Genomic DNA, 18052 nt, shown 5'->3' on the forward strand with positions numbered 1-18052 from the left:
GGTAGCCCAACGATCGTAGGCGACCCTCACTTCGCGCAACTCAATAGGTCACATAAGCGCTCATGCCCTCGGTGGAGTAACAGGCAGCGCACTCGCCCGATAGAGTGACGCGCACGACACTCGCGTCGTCCCATCTCATTCCGAGGTCAGCTACCACTCATGTCCAGATCGTTCGGCGTCGATCTCCGCGGCATCATCGAGCTGCTCAGCCAGCACCTCTACTCCAGCCCTCGGGTCTACATCCGGGAGCTGCTGCAGAACGCGACGGACGCGATCACCGCGCGCGACGGCGGCCCCGCCCGGATCGTGCTCGAACCGGCCGAGCACACCGGTGACGGCACGCTGCGGATCTCCGACAGCGGGATCGGGCTGACCGAGGACGAGGTGCACACCCTGGTGTCCACGCTCGGCCGCACCTCCAAGCGCGACGAGCTGGGTTTCGCGCGGCAGGGCTTCCTCGGCCAGTTCGGCGTCGGCCTGCTGTCCTGCTTCCTGGTCGCCGAGGAGATCCACCTGGTCAGCCGGTCGGCGAAGGGTGGTCCCGCGGTGCGCTGGACCGCCGGCGCGTCCGGGACGTACGAGGTGGTGGCCGACGACTCGGCGCGGGCCGAGATCGGCACGACTGTGACGCTGGTCCCGCGCAGGGACGCCGAACACTGGCTGCAGCACGACATGGTCGCCGCACTGGCCAGGGAGTTCGGCGAGTTGCTGCCCGCCGAGGTGCTGGTCGGCACCGAGCGGATCGCCCAGCCGCGACTGCCGTGGCTGCGGCCGTCGGACGAGCCGTACGACGCCTACGTCGAGCGGCTGGCCGGCTACTGCGAGCGGACGTTCGGCTTCCGGCCGTTCGACGTGCTGCCGCTGGAGATACCCGCGGCCGGGCTGACCGGTGCGGCCTTCGTGATGCCCGACACGGCGCATCCCGGTTCGCGCCAGGCACACCGCGTCTACCTCAAGCGCATGCTGGTCGGCGACTCGGTCGAAGGGCTGCTTCCCGACTGGGCGTACTTCGTCCGCTGCGCGGTGAACTCGTCCGCGCTGCGCCCGACGGCGAGCCGCGAGTCGCTGTACCAGGACGAGGCGCTGCTCGGGGTGCGCGACGAGCTCGGCACAGTGCTGAAGGACTGGCTCGTGCGGCTCGGCGCGACAGAGCCTGACCGCGCGTCCGCGTTGCTCGCCAAACACCAACTGGGTATGAAGTCCGTGGCGCTCGTGGACGACGACCTGCTGCGCCTGGTCGAGCACTGGCTGCCGTTCGAGACCACCGACGGGTACGTGACGCTGCGCCAGTTCCGCAGGCGCCACAACAGCATTCTGTTCACGCCGGACGTCGACGAGTTCCGCCAGCTCGCGCCTGTCGCCCAGGCGCAGGGGCTCGGCCTGCTGAACGCGGGTTACGCGTACGACTCGGAGCTGATGCGGCGGGTGGCCGAGGTCGACGGTGCCGTGGCGACCCGGCGTGTGGTGCCCAGCGAGTTGCTGGCGGCCATGGACCGGCCGGATCCCGTGGTCGAGGACCAGTTGCGCATGAGCCTGAGACTCGCGCGGACCGTGCTGGAACGGCACGACTGCGACGCCGTGCCGCGCGAGTTCGACCCGATCTCGCTGCCCGCGTTGCTGATCACCGACGCCAACCGGGAACGGCAGCGGGACAACGCCGAGATCAGCGAACACAGCGACCCGCTGTGGGCGGAACTGCTCGGCAGGCTGGCCGAGCCGGAGTCCACCGCGAGCCAGCAACTCGTGCTCAACACACGCAATCCCTTGGTGCGGCGGCTGTCCGAGCTGACCGACCGGACGCTCGCCGAGCTGACGGTCGAATCGCTGTACGTGCACGCGTTGCTGCAGTCCCGGCGGCCGATGCGGCCGAAGGACACGGCCGCGCTCAACCGTTCCTTCCTCGACCTGCTCGACCGGGCGGTGCGCCGATGACCGATCCGACCGATCCCGTGGAACACGCGGCCCGGCTGCTGGCCGAGGCGACCGACATGCCGACGGGCATCGCCAAGCACGAGGCGCTGGAACGGGCCGCGCGCGCCGCGGACGCCAGCGGCGACAAGGAGCTGCCCGCGCTCTGCCGCCTCGCGTTGATCGAGTCCTGCTACTACCTCAACCGCTACGACCTCATCCTCGCACCGATCGCGTGGTGCCACACGGCCGAGCAGCGCGACCCGTCGGTGTTCACCACCCGCGGCATGCGCAGCCTGAACTGGGCGCACAAGTGGGTGCCGGTCGGCCTGCGCCGCGACCCGCGGTTCACGCTGGCCCAGATCGAATCGGTGCTCGGCCAGCTGGAAGCGCGGTTCCAGCGGTTCGGTTTCTCGCTGCAGCCGGTGTGGGGGCAGCGTGCGCTGACCGCGACGCACGTCGGTGACTTCGAGTTGGCCGACGAGCACTTCGCCCGGTTCATCGCCACCGAGCGCGACGACATGTCCGACTGCGCGGGCTGCGTGGTCGAGGAGCAGGTCGAGCACCTGGTGATGCGCGGGCGGTACGAGGAAGCGTTGCGGCACGCCGAACCGGCGCTGGCCGGGCGGTTCACGTGCAGCACGCAGCCGCAGGGGGTGCTCACCGCGCTGCTGCCCGCGTTGACGGCGCTGGGCGAGGTGGAACGGGCCAAGAACGCGCACCTGCTGGCGTACCGGCAGTCGCGCGAGCAGGCCAGCCAGGGTTATGTGGGCCTGCACCTGGAGTTCTGCGCGGTCACCGGCAACGTGCCGCGCGGGATGGAGCTGCTGCGGCGTCACCTGGACCAGGTCCACCACGCCACCAGCCCGATCGGCACGATGAACTTCGCGGCGAGCACGTCGCTGCTGCTGAGCAGGCTCGACGCCGACCACATCGAACTGGCCGTGCCGCAGCCCGGCGGTGGCGTGGAGATCACGACGGCGGGCCGGCTCCGTGCGTACCTGACCACGCGGGCGCTGGATCTGGCCGAGGAGTTCGACAAGCGCAACGGGACCACGCGGCAGTCCGAGCGCGTCAAGTCCATCATGGACGCTCCGGATGCCGTGCACGTGCCGTTGGCCGTTCCGAACCCGATCGCGCCCGCCGAACCGGTCACCGCGGACCCGGTGGAGCTGGCCTACCGGGCGAACCTGGCCTACGAGGACAACGACTTCCTCACCGGGCACCGGCTGCTGAAGTCACTGCCCGCGGACCTGGATCCGTTGCTGCCCACCAAGCTCGCGGCCCAGCTGGCGGCACGGCGCGCTGTCGTGTTCCCCGGCCCGGACGTGCTCGACGACCTGGCGCGAGCCATCCAGCGCCTGGCCGAACTCGGCGACCTCGACCAGGCGGCCCGGTTCCACGCGCGCCTCGGCGTGTTCAAGGCCGAGGCGGGTGATCTCGACGGCGGGATCGCGACGGCCGAGCAGGCGCTGGCCCAGGCCGACGCGCACGCCTCGCCGACCGGCCGGATCCTGGTCAGGCTGATCCTGTGCGAGTTGCTCGACAACCGCCACGAGCACGCCCACGCGACGCGGCTGCTGGCCGAGGCCGGGGAGCTGGCCGGGGAGACCGCGTCCGAGCGGGCCGCGTCCGTCCGGCTGGAGCAGGGCGACCACGCCGCGCGGCAGGGCCACTTCGACGACGCGGCCGCGATCATCGACGAGGTGCTCGCCGTGCCGGGGCTGCGGCCCGGCGACCGGTTCCACGCGCTGAGCGCGCGGATGTCGATCGCCGAGATCCGCGGTGAGGTCGACCTGGCCCTGCGGACGTCGGGCGAGCTGGCCGAGTTCGTCCGCGGCTTCCCGGGGCCCTGGCAACCGGCTGTGCTGCTGCACCGGGCATCCATGGTCGACAACATGGACCGCGCGGGCGAGTACCTGCGGGAGCTCGTCGACACGGTGGCTGTCTGCCGGACCGAGGGCACCCCGCTGGAGATCGCGCAGGCTTGTTTCGTCCTGTCGTCGGGGTATCTGGCGCACGACCGGCTCGTCGAGGCCGCCGAGGCGCTGGAGGAGGCGCTGCGGTTGTTGCCGCAGGAGGACGAGACAGCGCTGGAGGCCACGCTGCGGATCCGCTACCGGCTCGGCTCGGTCTGCGCGGAGCTCGGCGAGCACGCGCAGGGCCGCAGGCATTTCCAGGCCATGCTCGAGCTGGTCGGCAACGCCCCGGCGGCCTCGCAGGCGATGGTCTGGGCCGGTCTCGGCGCGACCGGTCAGGCGTTGGACGAGCCGGCGGAGGCCGAACGCTGCCACCGCCGCGCCGCCGAACTGTGGGCCGAGGCCGAACTGCCGGTCGAGTCCTTCCGCGCGTGGATCAAGGCGGCTGCCGTGATCGCGGACGAGAACCCAGAGATGGCCCTGGAAACACTGGCACGGGCGGAAACCCAGATCCCCGACGGGGACGTGGCCGACCGGCTGACCGCGGAGCTGCTGGAACTGCGCGGCTACACGTACACCCAGATGGCGCGGCACGCTGAGGCGTTGGCGGACAACCTCCGCGCCGTGGACCTCGTGGTGGAGCTCGGCGAGCCCGACTGGCAGATCTTCCTGATGGTCCGCGCGGCCCGCTCCCACCTGGCGATGGGCGCGGCGGAGACGGCTGAACAGCTGGCGAAGGACTCGGTCGAGCTGCTCGGCGACGAGACCCCGCCGAGCATCGTCGCCCGCATCCTGGACGTGCTGTCCCGCGCACTGGAAACCCAGTCGAAACCGGTCAGCCAGGACGGGACAGCACGCATGCTCAGCGCCCGGTTGCGGAGCTGATCCGGTAAGCGTGGATCACGGTCTGTTCGACCTTGTTCCCCGTTTCGTCGGTCGCGGTCACCCGCAGCGAGGCGTAGCTGTCCGGCGCCGCATTGACCTCAAGGCCGTACCAGATGTCCTTGCCCGCGTAGACCGGCACATCACGCCACGCGGCACCGTCGTCGAATGACGCCTCGACGGCCACTTCGGTCACTGTGGACGGTTGACTACCGGGATTGTGCTGCACGGTGACGGGGATGATGAACAGCTGGTTGGGGCGCACCGAGTTGTGGGCGTCCAGGTTCGGCGCCACCCTGGCGTTCATCAACGGCAACGCCCGCGTCCGCGTTGTCGCAGCTGAGCGGAACGTCCACGCGGTGGACGTCCTGGTGGACAACGGGAACGTCTTCTCGTCGAGCGTCAGCGACAACTCCGCCCGGTATGCCGACTCGGCTTCGGGAAGGTCGGGGAACAGCCCGGAGAACATGTCCGGCTTCTCGGCGACCAACTGGCCGTCGCGGTACAAGGCCATGCGGCTCTTGCGTTGCCCGGTCATCGAATAACCGCTCCGGCCGGTCGTGGAGTCCGCGTAGGGCGGCGTGAAGGTGTTCATCTCGTTGCCGGTCCTGGTGGACAGATAGTGCGACGGCGCGTCCGCGGCGGTTTCGAACGACGGCGAGAACACACCCCGGTTCCAGTGCCTGACCGTGCTCGTTCCCGGTTGGCGGATCTCGGTGCGGCCGTGGAGGTCGCTGCTCTCGGAATCGAAGCTCTGGTCGCGGTACTGGCCGAAACTCTGCGACCACGACCGGCCCTCTGGAAGTATTCGGTCCGCTCGAACGGCAACGGCACGCCCAGCGGGCCACCGGTGGCGAGGTGCCCGAGCCCTTCCAGGTAGCCGAAAGTCCAAGTGTAGCCGAACTTCCCCGCAGGCGTGGCGTGGTAGCGCTGCCGGATCTCGGCCAGCTCGTCCTGGCGCACGACCGGTTCGAAACCGGTCGGACACGTGCCATGCGCCTGCCAGAGCAGGTGGTACATCACCGGACTTCCGGTGAAGTCGTTGCCCTTGCCCGGTTCGCCCAGTTTGACGGCCATCCACGCCCCGAGCTCGTCCGGCCGCAACGGCGGTCCCTGGTGCAGGCCGTGGAACGGCGGGCCGCCGCTGAGGATCGCGCCGGACAGGAAGCCGCTGCGGCCGTCGGGCGTGTCGAAGAGCCTGACGAGGCCGGCATCCAGCAGCGCCGCGGTCACCTTCGGGTTGGGCACGGCTGGGCGGACGGGCTTGGCCTGCCGTGCGTCCAGCGTCAGGCTCTGGTCGTGGTGGAGCGTGAGTGACGGCAGGAAGACGTGGGTGTAGCTGTCCTCGGCCGGGATGTGGGTGTCGACCATGTAGTGGCCCTTCGGCTTGCGCAGCACCACCGAACCGTCCAGGTCATACGGGTGCAACGCCTTGCCGTTGTCCATTCCCAGCACGACCATGGACTCGATCCGCACCGGCTTGCCGTCCCGGCCGAGCTGCGTGACCTCCAGGTCTTAGCTCTCGACTTCTTTGTGGACAGCCAGGGGCGTGATAACCCTGACCTCGCCCGTCGTCGCGGGGAGCCTGCCGGCCAGTTGCCCGTCGGGGCCCGTCCGGGTGTCGGCCGTGACCCTGACCGTGCCTGTTCCACCTGCCTGAAGAGTGGTTTCCTTCTGTTCAACGGAATACGGCGCACCGGACACCGCGAGGTTCAACGTGACCGGCGCTGAACCGGTATTGCGGTAAGTCACCGTGCCACTGACCGGTTTGTCGTCATCGTGCGGCCAGCGCTGCGTTCCGAGGTTGAGTGAGTTCTCGACAGCGACCACGGTCTGCTTGATCGCCCGGCCGACGTCCAACCGTCCGGCTCCGACGTAGTGCGCGTCGAACACCAGCGGCGTCGCCGAAGAGACCAAAGTGGACTTCAGCTCCGCGCCCCTGCTCGCCGGTCTTCGCAGCGCCAGCAATGCCGCCGCGCCCGCGACGTGCGGCGTGGCCGTCGACGTGCCACTGGCCGTCGTGTACGACTTGTCGACGGGGTCCCCGTTGCCGTTACGCGCCAGCGCGGCCACGATCGCCATGCCCGGTGCGGCGATCTCGGGTTTGACGGCGCCGTCGATCCGCGGCCCACGGCCGGAGAACCACGCGTCCCCGAGCTGACCGAACCCGCACTCGGACCCGAGTTCCCCGACGCCACAACGAAAAGCGCGCCGGTCTCGGCGCTGAGCTCGTTGATCGCCACCTCAAGCCGGTCGATCTCCTCGGCGTCCGGCCCGCCGAGGCCCAGGTTCACCACGCGGGCCTTCTTGTCCCGCGCCGCCCACCGCATTCCCGCGATCGTGGACGCGACATGCGTGCCGTGCCCGACTTTGTCGTCAGTGTCCTTCCCGGTGAAGTCGCGCTTGTCCACGATCCGGCCGGCGAAATCCGGGTGGGTGTCGTCGATCCCGGTGTCGAGCACGGCGACCGTCACGCCCTTGCCGGTGAAGCCGGATCGCCACGCGACCGGGGCACCGACCTGCGGCACGCTTTCCGCCAACGCGAGTTTGCGCTTGCCGTCCAGCCAGATCTTCTCGGGCCTCGCCTGCAAGCCCGGCCACGACTGGCCTTTCGCCGCCGTCATCGCCTCGCCGGACACGATCAGCGGGACGCTCGGGGTGTCTGCGTACCCGAATTCCCTCAGGGACGTGATGTCGAACAGCCGCCGGTCCATCCGCCCGGACCCGACGGCGTCGAGCGCATCCGACGGGATGACATACCGGTGACCGGAAACCTCGTAGGTCCGGAACCCCATCCCTGGCGGCCTTTGCCGGGCATCGGCGTGACCGGCTTGCCGCTCAGCAGCACCCGATCGCCCGTGACCAGGGTGATCTCCTCCCGGAGCAGTTGGGAAGTTTTGTACCGCACGCTCGCCGAACACCGACAGGTCTTAGCGCAAACGCCCTGCGTAAAGGCAAACCGCCGCGGCGGTCGCGAGGTTGAGGCTCTCGGCCTTGCCGAAGACGGGAACGCTCACCACGTCGTCGACAGCGTCGAGCACTTCGGCGTCCAGCCCGTGCGCCTCGCTGCCGAACACCCACGCGGTCGGCCGGCTCAGGTCCAGCCCGGTCAGCTCGGTCGTCGCATGCCCGTCGGCCGCGACCAGCCGCAGCCCGGCGGCGCGGCACGCGTCGAACACGGCCGTGGTGTTGCGGGAACGCGCGAGGGGCAGGTGGAAGACACTGCCGGTGGAGGCGCGTACGCACTTGCCGTTGTGCGGGTCCACGGTGTCGCCGGCGAAGATCACGGCGTCAGCGCCCGCGGCGTCGGCGACCCGCGTCACCGTGCCCGCGTTGCCCGGGTCGGACACGCCGACCAGCACAGCGACCAGCTTGGGCTCGGTGAGCGCCTCGTCGAGCGAGACGTCCACCAGTTCGCAGACCGCGACGATGCCCTGCGGGGTCACGGTCTCCGAGAGCCCGTCAGCGGCTCGATCGGTCACCGTGGACACCGGGACGCCGGCTTGCCGCGCTTCGGTGACGAGTTCGCAGTTGCGTGCCTCGGCCGTCTCGGTGGCGAAGATCTCGTACACCTGGCCGTGGCGCAGGGCTTCCCGGACGGCCTGCGCGCCCTCGGCGAGAAACCGGCCTGCCCGTTCCCTGCCCGCGCGTTTGGTCAGCTGCCGGGCAGCAGCGACCCGGGGCGTCCGCTCGGTGAAGAGCTGGACCGCCCCGGGCCGTGTGTGCTCGCTCAGGCCTTGTCCTGTGCCGAGGCGTCCTGGGCCGGGACGTTGGCGCGGGAGACCTCGACCAGCGCGGTGAACGCGGCCGGGTCGCTCACCGCGAGCTCGGCGAGGATCTTGCGGTCGACCTCGACACCAGCGACCTTCAGGCCCTGGATGAAGCGGTTGTAGGTCATGCCGTTCTGACGCGCCGCGGCGTTGATCCGGGTGATCCACAGCTGCCGGAAGTCACCCTTGCGGGCGCGGCGGTCGCGGTAGGCGTAGTTCAGCGAGTGGAGCACCTGCTCCTTGGCCTTGCGGTACAACCGCGAGCGCTGGCCGCGGTAGCCACTGGCCAGCTCGAGGGTCGTGCGGCGCTTCTTCTGGGCGTTGACTGCCCGCTTGACGCGTGCCACGGGTCCATCCTGCTTGTCTCTATGGGGCGTTCGGGGCGCCCCGGGTGGTCAAAGGACTGGGAGCTCAGATGCCGAGCAGGCGCTTGATGCGCTTCTCGTCGTTGGGGGAGACGTCAGTGGTGCCCTCAAGGCGACGCGTCAGCTTGCTGGACTTCTTCTCCAGGATGTGCCGGCGACCGGTCATCTCGCGCTTCAACTTGCCCTTGCCGGTCACGCGAATGCGCTTGGCAGTGCCCTTGTGCGTCTTGTTCTTAGGCATGGTCGTCCTCATCTAGGTGCTTCCGCCCGCTGCGAACGGGCGGAAGCGCTCACTACTTCGGGTGACCCCCGGTGCCTACTCGGCGGGGTCGGTGTCGGACTGCGGCGTGGTGGCCTTCGTCTTGGGCTTGGCGTTCTTGTGCGGCGCCAGGACCATGATCATGTTGCGGCCGTCCTGCTTGGGCGAGGACTCGATGATCCCCAGCTCGGCCACGTCGTCGGCCAACCGCTGCAACAACCGGTATCCGAGCTCCGGGCGGGACTGTTCACGGCCGCGGAACATGATGGTGATCTTGACCTTGTTGCCGTGCTCGAGGAAGCGCACCACGGCGCGCTTCTTGGTCTCGTAGTCGTGCGGGTCGATCTTCGGCCGGAGCTTCTGCTCCTTGATCACCGTGAGTACCTGGTTGCGCCGGGACTCGCGGGCCTTCTGCGCGCTCTCGTACTTGAACTTGCCGTAGTCCATGAGCTTGCAGACAGGCGGGCGGGCCTGCGGGGCCACCTCGACGAGGTCGAGATCCGCCTCCTGAGCGAGGCGGAGCGCGTCCTCGATGCGGACAATCCCCACCTGCTCGCCGTTCGGTCCGACCAGTCGGACCTCCGGCACCCGGATGCGGTCGTTGATACGTGACTCGGAGCTGATGGTGCCTCCTCTTTCCCGAGTACAAAGTCTCTCTAGCTGGTTGCTGCGGCCTGCGGTGTGACCCCAGTAACGCGTCAGGCCCCGTCGCCATCTCTGACGCGGGGCCCGCTGCCTACACCGATCCACGACGCGCACGCACGCCGTGCCGCAGCGAGCTCGCGCTGCTGCGATAAAGACCGGACCCGGACACCTGCGCGGTGACTCGGGTGGGAGCGGGGCTCCACTTGCCGCCCCCGTTCGCACAGGGGCTGGTCGCAGATGGAAGGGTACCAGATCGTGAACGACCCCACCGCAGACCCTGCTACCAGCGCCGACGACAGTGCCAACGTCCGCGACCTCGCCGAGATTCCCAGCGTGGAGGTGATCAGCCGGGCCGCCGTGATGCTGATGTCGGCCGCGGCCGAGCGGCTGGGGCTCGCCGACCCCGATCCGGACACCTCGCCCCGGCGCGACCTGGACGAGGCCAGGCGGTTGATCACCGCGCTCGCCGGGCTGGTCACGGCCTCCGTCGAGTACCTCGGACCGCACGCCGGGCCGGTGCGGGAGGGCCTCCAGTCGCTGCAACGGGCCTTCCGCGAGGGCTCGGCCATCCCCGACGAGCCGGGCGCGGGCCCCGGTGAGAAGTACACCGGCCCCGTGTACTGAACACGCCAAGCGGCCCCCGGGAGATTCCCGGGGGCCGCTTCTCGGGTGTTGGGGATCGGACCCAACTGTGACCCGGCGCCGGTGAGGCGCAGGAGGGGAGGCCAGCGCCGGATCACACGATCGGGGTTACTTGTCCTTGGCCTTCGAACCGTCCGGCGCGGCCACGAACCAGGTGCCCTGCACGCCCTCGCCGTTGGCCTGGCACGGCGCGGTGTCCTTGGCGAAGCGGTAGACCGGCGAACCCGCGACGGTGACCTGCTTGGTGCCGTCCTGGCGGGTGACCGATCCGATCAGGCTCTTGTCGACGCCCTCGGCGATGATGTTGTCCTCGGCCTTCAGCGGCGGCCACTTCGCCGCGCAGTCGCCGTTGCAGTTCGACGCCGACGGGCTCTTGGTGTCCTTGTCGAAGACGTAGAGGGTGAAGCCCTTGTCGTCGGTCAGCACCTTGCCGAACGGCTTCACGTCCATCGAGCGCACCACCGTGGTGCCCGGCGCGGCGGCCTTGATCTTGTCCTTGGCACGGGTGCCGTTCGGGGCCGCGACCCACCACGCCCCGCCGACGGCCTCACCCGTGGTGTCGCCCGCCTTGGCGTCCTTCTCGTAGTAGTACATCGCCCAGCCGCCGACGGTCAGCTGCTTGACGCCGTCGGCACGGTCGATCGAGCCGATCATCGCCTTGTCGACGCCCTCGAGCGTCAGGTTGTCGGACGCGGGCACCGGCGGCCACGCCTTGGCACAGACGTCCGCGCAGTTGGACTTCGGCGGTTTCGCGGTGTCCTTGTCGAAGCGGTAAAGGGTTTTGCCTTCCGCGTCGGTGAGAATCGTTCCCAGCGCACCGGATTCGGTCGCCTTGAGACCGGAAGACCCGGCGGCGGAAGCGTTCGCGGCCGGCGCGTCGTCAACGGGCACCGTCCCGGTCGGCGCTGCGACACTCGGCTGCTGTTCCAGCTGCCGCTGGTTGGCCGCGGGCGTCGCCGTGGGGCTCGCCCCGCACGCCGCGGTGGCCAGCACGGCGCCGACTGCTGCCGCGGTGGCCAGGATGTGCCTCACCCGAGGTGATGCCATGACTTGGATCCCTTCTCCCGCTTGATGCCCCGGTGCATCTGTGCGGGGCCGTGGTTGCTCACCCACAACACGAGCGGGGTCAGGGGGCGGTTCAGCGGGATCCAAGAAATTTTCAGCGTGGCCGCAGGCCTGCGAAAACGACGTCGAGCGTGCGCGTACGAAGATCACGGTCCCAGCCCGCGCGCAGCGCACCGGCGCTGGTGGCGGTCAGCAACGCCATGACTTCGTCGAGCCGGACACCGGCGCGGACAGCGCCCGCCTGCTGCGCGCGCGTGAGAAGCGCTCCGATCGCGTCGCGCATGGTCTGGAGCTGGCTGTCCACCCGGATGTCCACGTCCAGCAGCTCCACCACGGTCTTCCTGCCGGCGGCCTGTTCGACGACACCCGCGAAGAACGTGAACAGGGCGGTGGCCGGATCACCTTCGGCGGCAAGCGTTTCCGCTTCACCGGCGAGCCGGTCGGCCAGTTCCTTCATGATCGCGGCGAGCAGGTCGTTCTTGGTCGGGAAGTGCCGGAAGACCGTGCCGATCGCGACACCCGCGCGCCTGGCGACCTCCTCCGTGGACGCGTCGGAGCCTGCCGCGACGAAGACTTCCTCGGCCGCGGCGAGGATCTTGGCCCGGTTGCGCTTGGCGTCGGCGCGCATGGCCCTCCTTTGACAAGATGAGTCGTCACTCACTATCGTCGTCGTTGAAAGTGAGTCGCTACTCATCTTACCTGGGAGGCCCGATGACACCCCGTGAGGCGTTCGCGCGCATGCAGGACCACTGGCTCACCGGAACCGAGCACGGGCTCATGGCCGATGACGTCGTCGTGGAAACCCCGTTCGGGCAGACCAAACGCGTCGAAGGCGGCGAGACCTTCACGCGGATCGCGAGAGAAGGCAGGGCCGCCCTGCCGGTGACGTTCACCGAATGCAGCACCATCGCCATCCACGACACGACGGATCCCGAAGTCATCGTCGTGGAGTACGAACTGGCCGCCACGGTGAACGCCACCGGCGAGCAGCACTCAGCCCAGTTCATCGGCGTCCTGACCGTGCGCGACAGCAAGATCGTGCACTGGCGCGAATATCAGGACACCGCGAAAATAACCGCGCTGCTGGCGAGCTAGGGCTCGATCGACTGGCGGTGGCGGAAGATGTTGCGCGGGTCGTACTTCGCCTTGACCTGACGCAGCTTCGCGTAGTTTCCCTTGTAGTACAAGGTGGACCACGACACACCGGACTTGTTGAACGACGGGTCGGACAGGTCGATGTCCGGGTAGTTCACGTAGCAGCCGTCCGTCACCGCGTTCGGCACGGGAACACCACCGGTCGAGCCGTACACCGACGAGTAGAAGTTGCGGAACCACTGCAGGTGCTTGGCGTCCTCCGCCGGATCCTTCCAGTACACCTGGTACTGCAGCTTCATCACCGAGTCGCGCTGCGGCACCGCGGTGTCCGCCGAGCCCACCGCGTTGATCTTGCAGCCGTACGAGTCGATCTGCACCAACGCGTTGGGGTTGTTGTAATCCGTGGTCGCCAGCGCCTGGTAGGTCGCGGCGATCTGCTCGACGGTGTGCCCCTTGCGCAGGTACGCCGACTTGTAGTCACCGCGGAACTCCCAGCCGCCGCCGCTGAGCGCGTACGTGCCGTTGAGCCACGGCAACCGCTGCGGCTCGTCGAACTGCGCCAGCGCGGGGTGGTGGCCGGTCTGGGCGACCGACGCGGTCCGCTGCGCCTGGACACCGGCGAACACCGCGTTCAGGTAGTCGTCGAGCAGTTTGCGGGCGTTCGGCGCGGTGGCGTCGGACTGGGTCAGCAGCGCGACCTGCCCGCCGACGACCTTCGTCGCCGGGTCGAACGTCCGCTTGTTCAGCTTCAGCAACCCGAAAAGCCCGGCGTACGGCGAGTTCGGCGCGCTGTTCTGCTCGTGCCACTTGCCGAAGTTGTCCACCACCCTGGTGAAGTCGGCCTGGGTGATGTCCGCCCAGTTCAGGGCGACCGAGCTGATGAAGATCTCGGACGGCGGCTTGGGCAGGAACGTCGACGGGTCGGTGCCCGTCGCGGTGCGTGACTTCAGCAGGAACCGTGTGATCACGCCGAAGTTCCCACCGCCGCCACCGGTGTGCGCCCACCACAGGTCGCGGTTGGGGTCGTTGGCCTCTCTCGTGGCGATGACCGACTTGGCCTTGCCCGAAGCGTCAACGACCACGACTTCGACGCCGTACAGGTAATCGACGGTCAGACCGAACTGCCGGGAGCTCAGCCCGTAGCCACCGCCGCTGATGTGGCCGCCCGCGCCGACCGTGCCGCACGACCCGCCGGGGATGATGACGCCCCAGACCCGGTACAGCGCCTCGTAAACCTGAAAAAGGTTCGCACCCGCGCCGACCGAGATGGCGTTCACCGCGGGGTCGTAGCCGATGTCGTCCAACTCGGACAAATCGAGCACGACCTGCTTGCCGCTGTAGACGAAGTCCTCGTAGCAGTGCCCGCCGCTGCGCACACCGATCTGCTTGCCCGCCGTCACCGCGTCCTGAACCGCGGCAACGACCTGCGCGGTCGAGTTGACCACGCGCACCTGTTCCGGCGCACCGATCCAGCGGGGGTTGGTGCCCCTGACCAAGTCGATGTACCTGGCATCACCCGGCTTGACGGTGGCCGCGGGCAAGCTGACCGCGGCCACCTCCTGCTGGCCCGCGTCCTGCGCCACCGCGGTACCGCCGAGCGTGCCCGTCGCCGCGACCCCCACCGCCGCAGCGCCCGCTCCCACCAGAAAATTCCGGCGTCCTACCTCACTCATTTGGATAGTCACCCCTTCGAGCACGAACCCCCAGCGCTCTCCAGACGACCACCGCGCAGGTCAGCGGTGCCACGAGTTGATCGGGTTGTTGTGCAGTGCAAAATGTCGTGTTGTCGCCGTAACAGGTCCAGACCACGTGTCATGCTTCACGCTGTGTCCAGTCAGCCCAGTTCGCGTAATCAGTCGTCGTCCCTGCGACGCGCGCTTTCGGTACTCCAGTACGTGTCCGACCGGGCGAACGAGACCCGCGGTGTCCCGCTGTCGCGTATCGCCGAGGACCTGAAGATCAGCAAGAGCAGCGTGCTGCGCCTGACAACTCCCCTGCTCGACACAAATCTGCTCATCCGGGACCGGCAGACCGGCTGGTTCCGGCTAGGCCACGGCGCACTGCGCCTCGGCCAGGCCTACCTGGCGTCGCTGGACTTGCGCACCGTGGCCGCCGAGCCGCTGCGGCGCATGCAACGCGCGCTGGGCGAGACCTGTCATCTAGTCGTGTACGAGCCGCCGGACGTTGTCTACGTCGACAAGGTCGAGAACGACCACCAGGTACGAATGGCCTCCCGGATAGGCAACCGGGTGCCGGCCTACCGGACAGCCGTGGGGAAGGCGATTCTCGCGTGGCTGCCCGAAGAAGCCGTCCAGGAGGCGATCGACCGCGGTCTGCCGCCGGTCACCGACCGCACACTCGCCGACGCCGAGGCGTTACGCGCCGACCTGCAACGCATCCGGCGCCGCGGCTACGCCATCGACGACAGGGAGAACGAGGAGGAGGTCCGCTGTGTGGCGGCGCCGATCTTCGACCACAGCGACGAGGTGATCGGCGCGCTTTCGGTGTCCTCACTGGCATCCCGGATGAAGCCCGCGCGGGTGCGCGAGGTCGGGCCGCTGGTGATGCGCTACGGGATCGAGATCTCCAGGGTGTTCGGTTCGGCCAAGATGCCGGCCGAGGTGCCGAGGGACTGAAAACCGGGTTGCGCCACGTGGTTGCATGGGACTGTGCGTTTCTCGGTGAACATCCCGAACTTCGGTGATTTCGCGGACCCCCGCACCGTCGCCGCGGTGGCGGTGGCGGCCGAGCAAGCCGGGTGGGACGCGCTGTTCGTCTGGGACCACGTGGTGCACCGGAAACAGATCCGGCGCCCCTTCGGTGACCCGTGGATGCTCCTGTCGGCGGCGGCACTGGCGACCAACCGGATCAAACTCGGCACGCTGGTCACCCCGGTCGCGCGACGGCGCCCGCACCAACTGGCCCGCCAAGTGTCCACGTTGGACAACCTCAGCGGCGGACGGGTGATCCTCGGAACCGGTCTCGGGGCGCCGGTGGAAGACGAGTACGGCAGCTTCGGCGAGCCGACCGACCCGGTGGTGCTGGCGGAGATGCTCGACGAAGGCCTGCACCTGGTGGACCGCTACTGGTCCGGTGACACCGTGACACATCAGGGAAAGCACTTCACGGCCGACGACGTGGCCCTGTTGCCGACACCGGTGCAACGCCCCCGCGTACCGATCTGGGTGGCGGGCTACTGGCCGAACAAGCGGCCCATGCGCCGCGCGGCCAGGTGGGACGGCGTCGTACCCCTGTTCCTGTCGGCCCGGCACGGCTTCACCCCGCCGGTCGACGAAGTCCGCGACCTGGTCAAGTACGTCGACAGCCAGCGGGACCCCGGGCCGTTCGAGGTGGTGCTCGGCGGGACGAGCCCGGCGGACCCGGCCAAGGCGCGCGACCTGATCGGCCCGCTGGCCGACGCGGGCGCGACCTGGTGGGACGAACGCAGGCAGCAGGACGAACTGATCACCGAGTTGGATCCCGTGCTGCGCCGCGTGGAACAAGGCCCGCCGACGCTCTAGGCGCTCCAGTGCCAGAAGGTCCTGTCGAGTTCGTCTTCGTTGGGCACCTCGTGCAGAACCATGGAGGCGTAACCGGTTGTCACCATCCCGGCCTTGCGCAACCGCACGATCGCTGTGTCCACGGAATTCGCCGACGCGCCGATCGCGGCGGCGAGATCGGGCCGGGTGAGGCCCACTTGCAAGACCACGCCGTCCGCTCGTGCCATGCCATGCCGGCGTGCCAGCTGCACGAGGAACGCCCACAGCCGCTGGTCGACTCTCCGGCCGATGTGCCCCCGCTGGGCCGTCAGCTCCTGGACCCGCCGCGCCATCGTCCGCACCAGCGCGTGCCGGATGTCCTCGTCGCGGTCCAGGATCTCACGGAACTTCCGGTGCGAGACGCCCATGAGATGGGCGTGCTCGTTCCACTCTAGGCGGGTGATGGTCCGAGAACCGGTGAGCACTTCCTCGGCGTTGAGTACGTCGCCCGGACCAGCGACATTGACCAGCACATCGGGTCCGTCCCACCTTGCGTGGAAGATCTTCACAGCCCCAGTCAGCACGACGAGCACCGGAGCCAAGTCCTCACCCGCGAGCCGTTGTCCGGTCACGTCATGATCGCTGCTGTTGAGCAGCCAGGCACAGCGTTCGAGTCGCTGCAACGCGCTCAACGGCAACTCAGCCATGAACGAGTCCTCGAGCCACGGCTCGGACAGCCCGCGCCTACGCCATTTGACGACTTCCTCGATCAGTCCCTGTCCCATGGCCGGAGCTCACACCTGCGCGTTCAGCAACGCGTAGACGACCGCGGGAAGGCCGGTGAGAACGGCAGCCACCGCCATCAGAACACGGGTCGTGCGAGTGGGAACCGTCGCTGTCAGCCGCCAGACCACGAACCCCACCAGGAACAAGAACGCCAGGGCCACGACCCCGGCTGTCACCACCGACGCGACGCCATGAGTCATATCGATCCCTATGCCGTTTGTGCTTCGCCGAACCTGGTCTCTTCGTTGGAGAACACGCTGTCCGAGGTGACGGATCCAGGTAGTGGGAACCTGTCGGGACTGCGCTCGGTGAGCCTAGGAGCGGCTGTCGGCGATGCGCTACCTTCGTAGCGGAAAACCCAGGTAACGAGGCGCCTGCCCACTATCCGACACAAGCAGGTCGAGGAAGCAATCTCCCCAGTTTTGGGGATGTCTCGCCGACTCGGGCCATCATCATGACTCTGCGCGATGCCAGTTCTTCGCCGAACCTGGTCCTCGCTGCGAAGGCAGGCCCGCTCGGGGTGGTAGCCAGGCGGCCTGCCTTCCACCGCCATACCGTGCGGGTTGCCCGGTGCTCGGAAGTCGTCTGCCTCGACGTGACCACCGGTCGATCCACTCCGGACATCGCGACCCGCACCCCATCACCGCGCACACGCCCTGACCTCCGTGTTCGGCAAGGTGGATGTGCTCAGCAGAGGCGAGCTGGCGGACCAGTCGGTGAGACGGCGATGCCACGCGTGGTGGTCTGCGAACGGGCCCGGAAGAGTGCGTGTGGCGTACTGCTCGTCCAGTGCCGCAACACGACCCCTTGGCACGATCGGGCCCGCCGTAGCGAGCCCGATCGTGCCAACGGTGAGCTGTCAGTCCACAACGGCCAGCGCGTCGATCTCGACGAGCAGGCCGGGCGGCAGGCCGACGTAGACCGTGGTGCGCGCCGGGAAGTCCGAGCCGAGAACCTCGGCGTAGGCCTCGTTGAACTCGCCGAAGTGGGCGACGTCGGTCAGGTACGCGCGGAACATCACGACGTCGTCGAACGAGGCGCCGCCCGCTTCCAGCACCCGCTTGACGTTCGCGAGGACCTGGCGGGTCTGCTCGGCCACCGTCGTACCGACGACCTCGCCCTGCTGGTCGAACGCCACCTGGCCGGCGACCTGGAGGATGTTGCCCTTCCGCACCCCGTGCGACAGCGGCACCGCCGGCTGCACGGTGCCCTCGGGGTGGATGAAGGTCCTGGCCAT

The 18052-nt window shown here is 68.7% G+C and carries 18 protein-coding genes and 1 pseudogene; 6 read left to right on the forward strand and 13 right to left on the reverse strand.

Going from position 1 to position 18052, the window contains the following annotated elements:
- The first annotated feature begins 159 nt into the window (after positions 1-159).
- Both AOZ06_RS40460 and AOZ06_RS40465 read left to right on the forward strand, forming a co-directional pair.
- On the forward strand, positions 160-1932 hold the full coding sequence (locus AOZ06_RS40460) for an HSP90 family protein (RefSeq protein ID WP_054294198.1): 1773 nt from the start codon (positions 160-162) through the stop codon (positions 1930-1932).
- Positions 1929-4712 carry a soluble NSF attachment family protein gene (locus AOZ06_RS40465; protein WP_054294199.1) on the forward strand — a complete coding sequence of 928 codons (2784 nt, stop codon included), beginning with the start codon at positions 1929-1931 and terminating at the stop codon, positions 4710-4712. Before AOZ06_RS40460 ends, AOZ06_RS40465 begins: the two co-directional genes overlap by 4 nt.
- Here the strand turns inward: AOZ06_RS40465 and AOZ06_RS40470 are convergent.
- The 7 genes and pseudogenes from AOZ06_RS40470 to infC form a co-directional block, all read right to left on the reverse strand.
- Positions 4690-5304, reverse strand: a complete 615-nt coding sequence (locus AOZ06_RS40470; RefSeq protein ID WP_169799048.1) for a hypothetical protein — start codon at positions 5302-5304, stop codon at positions 4690-4692. The two genes, AOZ06_RS40465 and AOZ06_RS40470, sit on opposite strands and share 23 nt — an antisense overlap.
- Positions 5301-6185 carry a regulatory protein RecX gene (locus AOZ06_RS40475; protein WP_054294201.1) on the reverse strand — a complete coding sequence of 295 codons (885 nt, stop codon included), beginning with the start codon at positions 6183-6185 and terminating at the stop codon, positions 5301-5303. The genes AOZ06_RS40470 and AOZ06_RS40475 overlap by 4 nt, the downstream gene beginning before the upstream one ends.
- 39 nt (positions 6186-6224) lie before the next feature.
- A pseudogene (locus AOZ06_RS61815) lies at positions 6225-7504 on the reverse strand (S8 family peptidase).
- A 135-nt stretch (positions 7505-7639) separates the two neighbouring features.
- Positions 7640-8443, reverse strand: coding sequence for a TrmH family RNA methyltransferase (locus tag AOZ06_RS40490; protein WP_083472844.1), 804 nt, complete (start codon positions 8441-8443; stop codon positions 7640-7642).
- Positions 8440-8826, reverse strand: coding sequence for a 50S ribosomal protein L20 (gene rplT / locus AOZ06_RS40495; protein WP_054294205.1), 387 nt, complete (start codon positions 8824-8826; stop codon positions 8440-8442). The genes AOZ06_RS40490 and rplT overlap by 4 nt, the downstream gene beginning before the upstream one ends.
- Positions 8827-8890: 64 nt before the next feature.
- Positions 8891-9085 carry a 50S ribosomal protein L35 gene (gene rpmI / locus AOZ06_RS40500; RefSeq protein WP_054294206.1) on the reverse strand — a complete coding sequence of 65 codons (195 nt, stop codon included), beginning with the start codon at positions 9083-9085 and terminating at the stop codon, positions 8891-8893.
- Positions 9086-9160: 75 nt separating this feature from the next.
- Positions 9161-9727: a translation initiation factor IF-3 gene (gene infC / locus AOZ06_RS40505; protein WP_143231504.1), complete on the reverse strand. Its 567-nt coding sequence runs from the start codon at positions 9725-9727 to the stop codon at positions 9161-9163.
- Between the two features lie 258 nt (positions 9728-9985).
- On the opposite strand from infC, the gene AOZ06_RS40510 reads away from it, so the two are divergent.
- Positions 9986-10372 (forward strand): DUF1844 domain-containing protein, encoded by a 387-nt coding sequence (locus AOZ06_RS40510; RefSeq protein WP_054294207.1) that lies wholly within the window; start codon positions 9986-9988, stop codon positions 10370-10372.
- A gap of 126 nt (positions 10373-10498) precedes the next feature.
- Here AOZ06_RS40510 and AOZ06_RS40515 read toward each other — a convergent pair whose 3' ends face one another.
- Positions 10499-11437, reverse strand: a complete 939-nt coding sequence (locus AOZ06_RS40515) for a hypothetical protein (protein ID WP_054294208.1) — start codon at positions 11435-11437, stop codon at positions 10499-10501.
- 112 nt (positions 11438-11549) lie between these two features.
- A complete protein-coding gene (locus AOZ06_RS40520) occupies positions 11550-12083 on the reverse strand; it encodes a TetR/AcrR family transcriptional regulator (protein WP_054294209.1) in 534 nt (177 codons plus the stop codon).
- A gap of 83 nt (positions 12084-12166) precedes the next feature.
- On the opposite strand from AOZ06_RS40520, the gene AOZ06_RS40525 reads away from it, so the two are divergent.
- Positions 12167-12550, forward strand: a complete 384-nt coding sequence (locus tag AOZ06_RS40525) for a nuclear transport factor 2 family protein (protein WP_054294210.1) — start codon at positions 12167-12169, stop codon at positions 12548-12550.
- On the opposite strand, the gene AOZ06_RS40530 is transcribed toward AOZ06_RS40525, so the two are convergent.
- Entirely contained in the window at positions 12547-14223 is a 1677-nt protein-coding gene (locus AOZ06_RS40530) for an FAD-binding oxidoreductase (protein ID WP_054294211.1), read from the reverse strand. The genes AOZ06_RS40525 and AOZ06_RS40530 overlap by 4 nt on opposite strands.
- A 141-nt stretch (positions 14224-14364) precedes the next feature.
- Here AOZ06_RS40530 and AOZ06_RS40535 point away from each other — a divergent pair, with 141 nt between their 5' ends.
- Positions 14365-15186 carry an IclR family transcriptional regulator gene (locus AOZ06_RS40535; protein WP_054294212.1) on the forward strand — a complete coding sequence of 274 codons (822 nt, stop codon included), beginning with the start codon at positions 14365-14367 and terminating at the stop codon, positions 15184-15186.
- Between the two features lie 33 nt (positions 15187-15219).
- A complete protein-coding gene (locus AOZ06_RS40540) occupies positions 15220-16071 on the forward strand; it encodes an LLM class flavin-dependent oxidoreductase (RefSeq protein WP_054294213.1) in 852 nt (283 codons plus the stop codon).
- Here AOZ06_RS40540 and AOZ06_RS40545 read toward each other — a convergent pair.
- The 3 genes from AOZ06_RS40545 to AOZ06_RS40550 form a co-directional block, all read right to left on the reverse strand.
- Positions 16068-16814 (reverse strand): Crp/Fnr family transcriptional regulator, encoded by a 747-nt coding sequence (locus tag AOZ06_RS40545; RefSeq protein WP_054294214.1) that lies wholly within the window; start codon positions 16812-16814, stop codon positions 16068-16070. The genes AOZ06_RS40540 and AOZ06_RS40545 overlap by 4 nt on opposite strands.
- Before the next feature lie 9 nt (positions 16815-16823).
- On the reverse strand, positions 16824-17015 hold the full coding sequence (locus AOZ06_RS57255) for a hypothetical protein (protein ID WP_157233515.1): 192 nt from the start codon (positions 17013-17015) through the stop codon (positions 16824-16826).
- A 659-nt stretch (positions 17016-17674) separates the two neighbouring features.
- Positions 17675-18052: a RidA family protein gene (locus AOZ06_RS40550; RefSeq protein ID WP_054294215.1), complete on the reverse strand. Its 378-nt coding sequence runs from the start codon at positions 18050-18052 to the stop codon at positions 17675-17677.

Source organism: Kibdelosporangium phytohabitans, from assembly GCF_001302585.1.
GTDB classification, from domain to species: Bacteria; Actinomycetota; Actinomycetes; order Mycobacteriales; family Pseudonocardiaceae; genus Kibdelosporangium; species Kibdelosporangium phytohabitans.

Excerpts from the sequence above, each read along its gene's own strand:
- AOZ06_RS40460 (WP_054294198.1), top strand. The coding sequence starts at position 160 with ATGTCCAGATCGTTCGGCGTCGATCTCCGCGGCATCATCGAGCTGCTC.
- AOZ06_RS40465 (WP_054294199.1), top strand. The coding sequence starts at position 1,929 with ATGACCGATCCGACCGATCCCGTGGAACACGCGGCCCGGCTGCTGGCC.
- AOZ06_RS40470 (WP_169799048.1), bottom strand. The coding sequence starts at position 5,304 with ATGAACACCTTCACGCCGCCCTACGCGGACTCCACGACCGGCCGGAGC.
- rpmI (WP_054294206.1), bottom strand. The coding sequence starts at position 9,085 with ATGCCTAAGAACAAGACGCACAAGGGCACTGCCAAGCGCATTCGCGTG.
- AOZ06_RS40510 (WP_054294207.1), top strand. The coding sequence starts at position 9,986 with ATGGAAGGGTACCAGATCGTGAACGACCCCACCGCAGACCCTGCTACC.
- AOZ06_RS40515 (WP_054294208.1), bottom strand. The coding sequence starts at position 11,437 with ATGGCATCACCTCGGGTGAGGCACATCCTGGCCACCGCGGCAGCAGTC.
- AOZ06_RS40520 (WP_054294209.1), bottom strand. The coding sequence starts at position 12,083 with ATGCGCGCCGACGCCAAGCGCAACCGGGCCAAGATCCTCGCCGCGGCC.
- AOZ06_RS40525 (WP_054294210.1), top strand. The coding sequence starts at position 12,167 with ATGACACCCCGTGAGGCGTTCGCGCGCATGCAGGACCACTGGCTCACC.
- AOZ06_RS40530 (WP_054294211.1), bottom strand. The coding sequence starts at position 14,223 with ATGAGTGAGGTAGGACGCCGGAATTTTCTGGTGGGAGCGGGCGCTGCG.
- AOZ06_RS40535 (WP_054294212.1), top strand. The coding sequence starts at position 14,365 with ATGCTTCACGCTGTGTCCAGTCAGCCCAGTTCGCGTAATCAGTCGTCG.
- AOZ06_RS40545 (WP_054294214.1), bottom strand. The coding sequence starts at position 16,814 with ATGGGACAGGGACTGATCGAGGAAGTCGTCAAATGGCGTAGGCGCGGG.
- AOZ06_RS57255 (WP_157233515.1), bottom strand. The coding sequence starts at position 17,015 with ATGACTCATGGCGTCGCGTCGGTGGTGACAGCCGGGGTCGTGGCCCTG.
- AOZ06_RS40550 (WP_054294215.1), bottom strand. The coding sequence starts at position 18,052 with ATGGCCAGGACCTTCATCCACCCCGAGGGCACCGTGCAGCCGGCGGTG.